Consider the following 9,382-nt stretch of genomic DNA (forward strand, 5'->3'; position numbering starts at 1 on the left):
CTGTCCCTCCCGGATGTCCATGAAAGAGATTCGCAAGCTGCCGGCTTCGGCGGGCGCCCAGTGGTTGCTGGATACGTTCTCCCTGTACCGGCGTGCGCCGCTGCAGCTGGCCCGGATCGGCCTGGCCTGGCTGCTGGTGAGCTGGCTGGTCACCCTGTTGTCCACGCTGATTCCCGGCGCGGCAGGCATGGCCGTGCAGCTGATGACCCTGGCCATCTCGCCGATCATGTTCGGCGGCATGCTCTACGCCGTGGGCGAGATCGACGAAGGCCGCCCGGGCCTGGCCTCGCACTTGCTGCAGCCGATCCGCGACCACCGCGTCAGCCACCTGCTGGTGCCGCTGGCGATCCAGGTGCTGGCGGTACTGCTGCTGGGCGCGCTGCTGTTCATGATGATCGGTCGCGAGGGCTTCACCGCCTTCAGCGAGGTCATGACCAAGATGGAAGAGATCAGCCGCAGTGGCCAGCAGATCAAGCCGGACGATGCCGCCGCGCTGGTCGCCAACCTGCCGGCAAAGCGCATTGCGCTGTGGATGCTGCTGGTGTTCCTGAGCGCGGTGGCGCTGTCGCTGGCGATGTTCACCCAGCCGGCGCTGGTGGTGTTCGACAAGCAGAGCGGCATGCATGCGCTGCGCCTGAGCCTGCAGGGCTGCATCGAAAACATCGGCGCGATGATCGTGTTCGCCGCACTCGGCCTGATCGCCGCGTTCTGCATGTACATCCTGTTCGTGATCGTGATCCAGATCGCGATGCTGATCGGTGGCCCGCTGGCCGCGGCCTTCATCGCCCAGCTGGTACTGACCACGGTGCTGATGCCGCTGTATGTCGGTGCGGTCTACGCCGCGTGGAAGCAGATGTTCGTGCATCGCGGCAGCCGTGCAGCGCCGCCGATCCCGACCACGCCGACCTCGAGCGACGTGTTCCACGCCTGACCGGTCCCACCGGTAGCGCCGGGCCATGCCCGGCGGTGGCATCACATCGCACCCCGCACGCCGGGCATGGCCCGGCGCTACCGCATCACGCGGCGGGTTTCTTCACTACCGACGACGGCACCAGCCAGCGCGCCGCGTGGATGCCCAGCTCGTACAGCAGGCACATCGGGATCGCCAGCATCAGCTGCGAGACCACGTCCGGCGGAGTCAGCACTGCGGCTACCACGAAGATGCCGACGATTGCGTAGCCACGGCCTTCCTTGAACTGCTGCGGCGTCACCCAGCCCAGCAGCACCAGGATCACCATCGCCACCGGCAGTTCGAAGCTGCCGCCGAAGGCGAAGAAGATCGCCAGCACGAAATCCAGGTAGGCGTTCGCATCCGGGGTGATCGCGATCACGTCCGGGCTGAAGGTGGTGAGGAAGTGGAACACCGCCGGCAACACCAGGAAGTAGGCGAAGGCGCAGCCGATGTAGAACAGCAGCACCGACGACACCAGCAGCGGTACGGCCAGGCGTTTCTCACGCGCGTACAGGCCCGGGGCAACAAACGCCCACAACTGGTACAGCAGCCACGGCACCGCCACGAACAGGGCGACGAAGAAGGTCAGCTTCAGCGGGGCGAAGAAGGCGCCGGCCGGGTTGGTGGCGATCATCGTCTGCCCGTTTGGCAGCTGCGACACCAGCGGTTCGGCCAGCGCGTTGTACAGCTTCTGGGTAAACGGCAGCAGCGCCAGCAGCACCACGCCCAGGCCCAGCAATGCGCGCACCAGGCGGCCGCGCAGTTCCACCAGATGTTCGACCAGCGAGCTTTCGCCGAAATCCTGTTCACTCATGGCTGGCGCTCCGTGCTCTGCGGCGGCGGTGTCGCGGCTGCTTCAGCGGGCGCGTCTGCAGCCGCCCCGGCAACGGCGCCAGCCTGGGCCGGTGGGTCCACGCCGGGCTGGGCAATCATGTGCGGCGGCAGATCGGCCTGCGCCGGTGCTCGCACTTCCTGCGCCAGATCGTCGCCCTGCTGCCGCGCCTGCTGGGCCTGGCGACGGAGCGCTTCGCCACTGGCGCGCAGCTGGTTCTCGGTGTCCTGCATGCCTTGGCGCACGTCCTGCATCTGCCGCTTGATCTCTTCGGCGTGCAGTTCGCGCTCCAGTTCCTGTTTCACCGAATCCCACTGGTTGCGGGCACGACGCACCCACAGGCCGGCGAAGCGGGCCGCCTTGGGCAGGCGCTCGGGACCGAGCACCACCAGAGCGACCACGGCAATCACCAGCAGTTCGCTGAAGCCGATATCGAACACCGCGACCGCTCCGGATCAGCGTGGGTTGCGGTCGTGCTCGTCCTGCACGGTGCGCGAGGCATCCTGGCTGCGCGACTCGTCGCCCAGCTGCGCGTTCGGCTTGTCGTCGTCGCGCATGCCCTTCTTGAATTCCTTGACCGCCGAGCCGAGGTCCTTGGCGCCACTGGTCAGGCGCTTGGTGCCGAACACCAGCAGGACGATGGCCAGCACGACCAACCAATGCCAGATGCTGAAACTGCCCATAAAGACGCTCGTTACGTTAGTGATCAGGCTGTCGAGCATAGCGCACCGGCTGTAAGCCGGCGCGCGTGACGAAAGTCAGTTCCCGCCCAGCGTTTCCGTGCGGATTTCGCCGTCATTGACCGGCTGGAAGCCCTGCTGCTGCGGTGGCGGGGTCTGCGGCACGTTCTGCAGCGGCGCCGTGGTGGCTTCCGCCGGGGCGGCCGGTGCTGCCTGAACAGGCGCCGGCGCAACCGCCGGGGCCGCTGCCGGACGCGGTGCGCTGCCGTTGCCGCTGCGGTTGCTGCGTGCAGCGTAGGTGGCCTCTTCCAGGCGGTCACGGAAGGCCACCACATCCATCGACGGCGAACCGGCAGCGCGGCCTTCGAAGATCATGCGCGGCGTGGTGTTGCTGCCGTAGGCATCCAGATTGGCGGCATCATCGATCTGCAGCACCGCACCATCCAGCGCGACGCCGGCAAACAGGCCGCGCGCGCGCGACCAGGACCAGATCTCGGCCTTCAGCTGGCCGTCGGTGGCAGCGGCGGCATTGCGGCCGACCGGGCCGGCGGCGACACCGGCATCGGCGCCCAGCGTGAACTTGCCATTGACCAGGTTGTCCAGGCTGCGGTCGTTGCGGAACACCAGCACCACGTCCGAGGACTGCACGCCGGCCTGGAAGCCGATGCTGCCGCCGGTCAGCTTCACGAACACCGGATTGGACCAGGCGCCGTTGGGCATGCGCACTGACATCAGGCCGTGGCCACGACGACCACCAATGACCAGACCGGCCTTGATCGTGTCGGGAATGACGATGACCGCGCGGCCTTCGTCGAGCAGTTTGTCCGGAATGCCCTGTTCGGGGATTTCCTGGATTTCAGCAAGCACGCGCACGGCATTGCGCGCACGCTGGTCTTCCTGCGGTCCGGCCATGGCCTGGCTGGACAGCAGGCTGGCGGCGATCAGCAGGGCTTGGATCGGGCGACGCATGGCAGGCTCCAGAAGTCAGTCCATAGGAAGATATAGCAAGTGACTGAAATTAGTAGCGTTGTCATGAATCCCCAATGAGCGTTCCCTGCTCACATTGATGCGCGCTATGCCTGCAATCCGAACCCTGCATCCCGGCACGGCGCCGGATCGGCGACAATACCGCCCATGCTCGACGCACCCGATACCGCCGTGCTGGCGGTCAACCTAGGCACGCCCGAGACGCCGACGGCCCCCGCCGTACGCCGTTACCTGGCCGAATTCCTGTCCGACCGCCGCGTGGTCGCGATCCCGCCACTGCTGTGGCAGCCGCTGCTGCGCGGACTGATCCTGCCCCTGCGCAGCAGTCGTTCGGCGGCCAAGTACGCCCAGGTCTGGCTGCCCGACGGCTCACCGCTGATGGTGCATACACGCCAGCTGGCGCAGGCCATGCAGGCCCTGTTGCCGACCCTGACAGTGCGCCATGCGATGCGTTACGGCGAACCGGCGCTGGCCAGCGAGCTCGACCGCCTGGCGGCCGACGGCGCGCGCCGCATCGTGGTGCTGCCGCTGTACCCGCAGTACTCCACCACCACCACCGCCTCGGTCGAAGACCGCGTCGATGCGTGGCAGCGCCGCAACCCAGGCGTAACCGTCAGCCTGGTGCGCGATTATTCGGTCGATCCAGGCTGGGTCGAGGCCGTGGCCGGATCGATCCGCCGCTACTGGGAGCAGCACGGTCGCGGCCGGAAACTGATGTTCTCCTTCCATGGCATCCCACAGCGCCTGGCCGACGCGGGCGACCCGTATCCGCAGCGCTGCGAGGCAAGCGCGCAGGCCATCGCCCACGCGCTGGGCCTGGGCAGGGACGACTGGCAGATGGGTTACCAGTCGCGCTTCGGCCGCGAGCGCTGGCTGCAGCCGTATGCCGAGCCCAGCCTGTGGGCGCTGGCCGAATCCGGCGTGAAGCAGATCGACGTGGTCTGCCCGGGCTTTGCCACCGATTGCCTGGAAACGCTGGAGGAAGTGGCGCTGGGCTTCACCGAGACGCTGGCCGAGCGCGGCGCGACGATGCGCTACATCCCCTGCCTCAACGCCGATCCGGAACACGCTCGCGCCCTGGCGCGGCTGGCCGTGGCCTCGCTGGCATGAGTCTGCAGCCGTTTGAACTGGAGGTCGGTGGCGCGCGCGTCGCCGGCCTGCGCAATCACGGCGACGGCCCGCGCGTGCTGGCCCTGCATGGCTGGCTCGACAATGCGGCCAGCTTCGTGCCGCTGGCGCCGCACCTGTCGCCGTTGCAGCTGGTGGCCATCGACCTGCCAGGGCATGGCCACAGCGCGCACCTGCCGGCCGGTGCCAGCTACACCACGGCCGCCGCGATCTGCCACGTACTCGATGTCGCCGACGCGCTGGGCTGGGACCGCTTCAGCCTGCTCGGCCATTCAATGGGCGCCGGCATCGCCAGTCTCACCGCCTCGGTCAGCGACCGCGTGGAGCGGCTGGTGGCGATCGAAGCACTGGGCGGCCTGCGTGGCCCCGAGGAAGAAACGGCCAACCGTCTGCGCGAACATGTAAACGCCACGCGGGGACTGGCACGCAAGCAGCTGCGCGTGTTCCCCGACCTCGCCGCGCCGATCCGTGCGCGGATGATGACCAACCAGCTCAGCGAAGGATGCGCAAGGCTGCTGGTCGAGCGGGGCGTGGAACCGGTCGAGGGCGGCTACCGCTGGTGCAGCGATCCGCGGCTGATGCTGCCCACCGCGATCCGCCTCAGCGAAGGCCAGATCGACAACCTGCTGCAGGCCATCGCCTGCCCGACGCAGGTAATCTATGCCACGCCTGCGCAGTCCTACTACCCCGAGCCGATGCGCAGCGAGCGCCTGCAGCACCTGCGCAACGGGCGGCTGGCGGTGTTTCCCGGCAACCATCACCTGCACATGGAAAACCCGGAACAGATCGCAGACGTGATCCTGCACTTCTTCAGCAACGACAACGCCGGCTGAGTCGCGGCGTTCGCGCACTTCACTCCGCGCAGTTGCGGCCGATACATCAGTTGCGGGCCCCTGCGCCCGCCGCACGCGGACCCGGTCGGGCCTGCGGCGTGTGTCTGGTCCTGCAAGGAAGTCCGCATGCCCGCTCTGCTGCACCGTCATCCACAGGATGTGGCCACGGTGCCCCGTCTGCGCGTCGCTGATCGCGTCGCATTCCCCGAATTCCCGGCACCCGCCCTCGTCACGCCCTGCTGCGTGCGTTGCGGCGTGGCCGTTGTCTTTAGCTGACCCAGGAGTCGCCGATGTCCGTTGCATCCTCCCGTCCCCCCGATACCGCCCGCCTGCCGCATCTGCAGCAGCTCGCGCGCCGCGCTGACCGCCGCCTGCTGATCGGCAGCGGGATATTGGCTATGGCTGCCCTGGTGCTGGCGCTGCGTGGGCCGCAGGCACAAGCCGCCGCGTTGGCGGCCGTCGCCGTATTGCCAGCCGCGTGGTTGGGCGGCCCCCAGGCGGGCCGGGCCGTCGCCCGCAACGGTCTGGCGTTGCTGTTGTCGCTGCAGCTGGCCGTGTTGTGCGCGATCATCAGCCTGTCACCGGCATTGCCGATTGCCCTGCTGCTGGGCGTGCTGCTGGGCCACCGTGATCGCCTTCCGGTTTGGCTGGCCGGTGGCGTCGGTACGCTCTCCCTGCTGGCACCGCTGCTGGACGGTACTGCGCTGTGGCCGGCGCTGCTGCAGGCCGCGATGCTGGCCGGCCTGACCCTGTTCCTTGGCCAGGTCGCACTGCGGCTCCGCCAGCAGACCGAAGCACTCGGCCACGGTCCCCGCCGGCTGGCCGCGCTGGCGCGCGACATCGCCACCGGCGCCGATCTTGGTGCACATGCTGACACCACCGCCTACGCACCAGGTTCGCTGGCCCATGCGCTGGCCGACACCGCACGCCATGTGCAGGCCCAGCGTGGACGCGAAGCGGAGGCACACGCCGAGAACGCGCAGATCCGCCAGGCCCTCGATGCCTCGCGCACCGCGATGATGATTGCCGACAACGATCACGTGATCCGCTACGTGAACCGCTCGGTGGTGGCCCTGCTGCGTAACCAGCAGGCAACGTTGCGCCAGGCCTTCCCCGATTTCGATGCCGAGCGCCTGGTCGGTAGCAGCATCCATCGCTTCCACGCCAACCCGGACCGGATCCGCGCCATCCTCAATGGCCTGCAGGTCAGCCACAACGGCAAGGTACAGATCGGCCCGGTGCACTTCGCACAGGTGGTTACTCCGGTCTTCGACGCACAGGGCGTGCGCCTGGGCTTCGCCGTGGAGTGGCATGACCGTACCCATGAGCTCGCGTTGGAGAACGCCGTCGCCGGCATCGTCGCGGCCGCCGCCGCCGGCGACCTCGACCAGCGCCTGCAGGCAACCGAAGGTGCCAGCTTCCTCGATGGCCTCACCGGTGGCATCAACCAGTTGCTGGATACGTTGGGCAGTACGGTTGACGAGGTGCGGCAGATGCTCTCGGCGCTGGCCAGCGGCGATCTCGATCGACGCATGCATGGTGAGTATCACGGCGCCTTTGCCGCGATCCAGCGCGATGCCAACGCCACCGCCGGCCAGCTGGCGCGCATGGTGGGCCGTATCCAGCAGTGCGCGTCCTCGATCAGCACCGCTGCGAGCGAAATCGCTGCGGGCAATGGCGCGCTGTCCGAGCGCAGCGAGCGCCAGGCAGCGCACCTGCAGGAAACCGCCGCTTCGATGGAAGAGCTGACCGCCACCGTGCGCCAGAACGCTGCCCATGCGCGCGAGGCGAGCCAGCTGGCAATCACCACCCAGAGCGCCGCCAGCGACGGCAACGTCGCCATGCAGCGGGTCGTCGACACCATGCAGGCGATCGAGGGAGCCTCGAAGCGGATCGGCGACATCACTGGCGTGATCGATGGCATCGCCTTCCAGACCAATATCCTCGCGCTCAACGCGGCAGTGGAGGCCGCCCGTGCCGGCGAGCAGGGCCGCGGCTTCGCGGTGGTGGCCAGCGAGGTGCGCGTGCTGGCGCAGCGCTCCGCCGCCGCCGCACAGGAAATCAAGAAGCTGATCGATGAGGCGGGTCGCCAGGTGGGCGAAGGTGCCCAGCTGGTGGCCGATGCGGGCCAGCGGATGCAGGGCATTGTCGGGGGCGTTGAGAATGTCAGCCACCTGATGCACGAGATCTCGGCGGCATCTCAGGAGCAGTCGGTTGGCATTGAGCAGATCAACCAGACCGTGGTGCAGATGGATCAGGCCACGCAGCAGAATGCGGCGCTGGTGGAGGAGGCCACCGCTGCCGCACGTGAGCTGCAGTCGCAGGCTGGGACGCTGACTGAAGCGGTGTCGGTCTTCCGCCAGCAGGAAGCACACGAGGTCCCGCGGGCCGCCTGATCAGGGTCTGCCAAGCGAGTGGATGAGGACGGCGCCCGCAGGGCGCCGTCTTTTTATGCGTGACCTGCCCCTGGTAGTGCCGGCCGCTGGCCGGCAACCGATTGCTGTGTGGGCCTGCTGTTGGTGGCGGCCAACCTTGGTTGGCACCGCTGCTCCTCGCAGGGGGTATCCACGCATGGCGTGGATCTACCGGGCGATGTGTTGCCATCGGGTTGCCGGCCAGCGGCCGGCACTACCCGGTGTTTACCGCGCACAAAGAAAAACCCCGCTGCGTGAGCAGCGGGGTTTTGGGTGTAAACCCTGGCGATGACCTACTCTCGCATGGCTTGAGCCACACTACCATCGGCGCAGCTGCGTTTCACTTCCGAGTTCGGGATGGGATCGGGTGGTTCCACAGCGCTAATTTCACCAGGGAGGCGGTTGGAGCGTCGCCATCCGGTACAGCTGGATAAGGCGCCTGCCTCTCGTAGTTCTTGTGACGTAGCGTGCACTTGGATGCTCTTACGACGCTGTCGTAAAGCCAAGGCAACTTGAGGTTATATGGTCAAGCCGCACGGATCATTAGTATCAGTTAGCTCAATACATTGCTGTACTTACACACCTGACCTATCAACCACGTAGTCTACATGGTTCCTTCAGGGGGCTTGTGCCCCGGGAGATCTCATCTTGAGGCGCGCTTCCCGCTTAGATGCTTTCAGCGGTTATCGCTTCCGAACATAGCTACCCGGCAATGCCACTGGCGTGACAACCGGAACACCAGAGGTTCGTCCACTCCGGTCCTCTCGTACTAGGAGCAGCCCCTCTCAAATCTCCAACGCCCATGGCAGATAGGGACCGAACTGTCTCACGACGTTCTGAACCCAGCTCGCGTACCACTTTAAATGGCGAACAGCCATACCCTTGGGACCGACTACAGCCCCAGGATGTGATGAGCCGACATCGAGGTGCCAAACACCGCCGTCGATATGAACTCTTGGGCGGTATCAGCCTGTTATCCCCGGAGTACCTTTTATCCGTTGAGCGATGGCCCTTCCATACAGAACCACCGGATCACTAAGTCCTAGTTTCCTACCTGCTTGATCCGTCGATCTTGCAGTCAAGCACGCTTATGCCTTTGCACACAGTGCGCGATGTCCGACCGCGCTGAGCGTACCTTCGAGCTCCTCCGTTACTCTTTAGGAGGAGACCGCCCCAGTCAAACTACCCACCATACACGGTCCCCGACCCAGATAATGGGCCCAGGTTAGAACGTCAAGCACGACAGGGTGGTATTTCAAGGATGGCTCCACTGCAGCTGGCGCCACAGTTTCATAGCCTCCCACCTATCCTACACAGACGAACTCAACGTTCAGTGTAAAGCTATAGTAAAGGTTCACGGGGTCTTTCCGTCTTGCCACGGGAACGCTGCATCTTCACAGCGATTTCAATTTCACTGAGTCTCGGGTGGAGACAGCGCCGCTGTCGTTACGCCATTCGTGCAGGTCGGAACTTACCCGACAAGGAATTTCGCTACCTTAGGACCGTTATAGTTACGGCCGCCGTTTACTGGGGCTTCGATCAAGAGCTTCGCCTTG

At 66.2% G+C, this 9,382-nt stretch carries 8 protein-coding genes and 2 rRNA genes (1 of these 10 only partly in view); 4 read left to right on the forward strand and 6 right to left on the reverse strand.

The features are described from left to right. Positions 1 to 19: 19 nt before the first annotated feature. Positions 20 to 931: a BPSS1780 family membrane protein gene (locus ROV95_RS02730; RefSeq protein ID WP_019661770.1), complete on the forward strand. Its 912-nt coding sequence runs from the start codon at positions 20 to 22 to the stop codon at positions 929 to 931. An 85-nt stretch (positions 932 to 1,016) separates the two neighbouring features. Here ROV95_RS02730 and tatC read toward each other — a convergent pair whose 3' ends face one another. From tatC to ROV95_RS02750, 4 genes are all read right to left on the reverse strand, one after another. Beyond that, a complete protein-coding gene (gene tatC / locus ROV95_RS02735; protein ID WP_058979271.1) occupies positions 1,017 to 1,766 on the reverse strand; it encodes a twin-arginine translocase subunit TatC in 750 nt (249 codons plus the stop codon). Beyond that, a complete protein-coding gene (gene tatB / locus ROV95_RS02740) occupies positions 1,763 to 2,224 on the reverse strand; it encodes a Sec-independent protein translocase protein TatB (RefSeq protein ID WP_019661771.1) in 462 nt (153 codons plus the stop codon). The genes tatC and tatB overlap by 4 nt, the downstream gene beginning before the upstream one ends. Before the next feature lie 15 nt (positions 2,225 to 2,239). Next, positions 2,240 to 2,467, reverse strand: a complete 228-nt coding sequence (gene tatA / locus ROV95_RS02745; protein WP_026347229.1) for a Sec-independent protein translocase subunit TatA — start codon at positions 2,465 to 2,467, stop codon at positions 2,240 to 2,242. A 75-nt stretch (positions 2,468 to 2,542) separates the two neighbouring features. Continuing rightward, on the reverse strand, positions 2,543 to 3,433 hold the full coding sequence (locus ROV95_RS02750) for a YSC84-related protein (protein ID WP_019661773.1): 891 nt from the start codon (positions 3,431 to 3,433) through the stop codon (positions 2,543 to 2,545). Positions 3,434 to 3,598: 165 nt separating this feature from the next. Between ROV95_RS02750 and hemH the strand changes: the two genes are divergently transcribed. The 3 genes from hemH (at position 3,599) to ROV95_RS02765 (ending at position 7,808) form a co-directional block, all read left to right on the forward strand. Then, positions 3,599 to 4,561: a ferrochelatase gene (gene hemH, locus ROV95_RS02755; protein ID WP_019661774.1), complete on the forward strand. Its 963-nt coding sequence runs from the start codon at positions 3,599 to 3,601 to the stop codon at positions 4,559 to 4,561. After that, on the forward strand, positions 4,558 to 5,412 hold the full coding sequence (locus ROV95_RS02760) for an alpha/beta hydrolase (RefSeq protein ID WP_019661775.1): 855 nt from the start codon (positions 4,558 to 4,560) through the stop codon (positions 5,410 to 5,412). Before hemH ends, ROV95_RS02760 begins: the two co-directional genes overlap by 4 nt. A 290-nt stretch (positions 5,413 to 5,702) precedes the next feature. After that, positions 5,703 to 7,808, forward strand: coding sequence for a methyl-accepting chemotaxis protein (locus tag ROV95_RS02765; protein WP_021204699.1), 2,106 nt, complete (start codon positions 5,703 to 5,705; stop codon positions 7,806 to 7,808). A 298-nt stretch (positions 7,809 to 8,106) separates the two neighbouring features. Here ROV95_RS02765 and rrf read toward each other — a convergent pair. Next, a 5S ribosomal RNA gene (rrf, locus tag ROV95_RS02770) occupies positions 8,107 to 8,221 on the reverse strand. Between the two features lie 127 nt (positions 8,222 to 8,348). Further along, positions 8,349 to 9,382, reverse strand: a 23S ribosomal RNA gene (locus ROV95_RS02775) (it continues 1,844 nt past the right edge of the window).

Source organism: Stenotrophomonas maltophilia group sp. msm1, from assembly GCF_032025805.1.
Classification (GTDB): domain Bacteria; phylum Pseudomonadota; class Gammaproteobacteria; order Xanthomonadales; family Xanthomonadaceae; genus Stenotrophomonas; species Stenotrophomonas hibiscicola.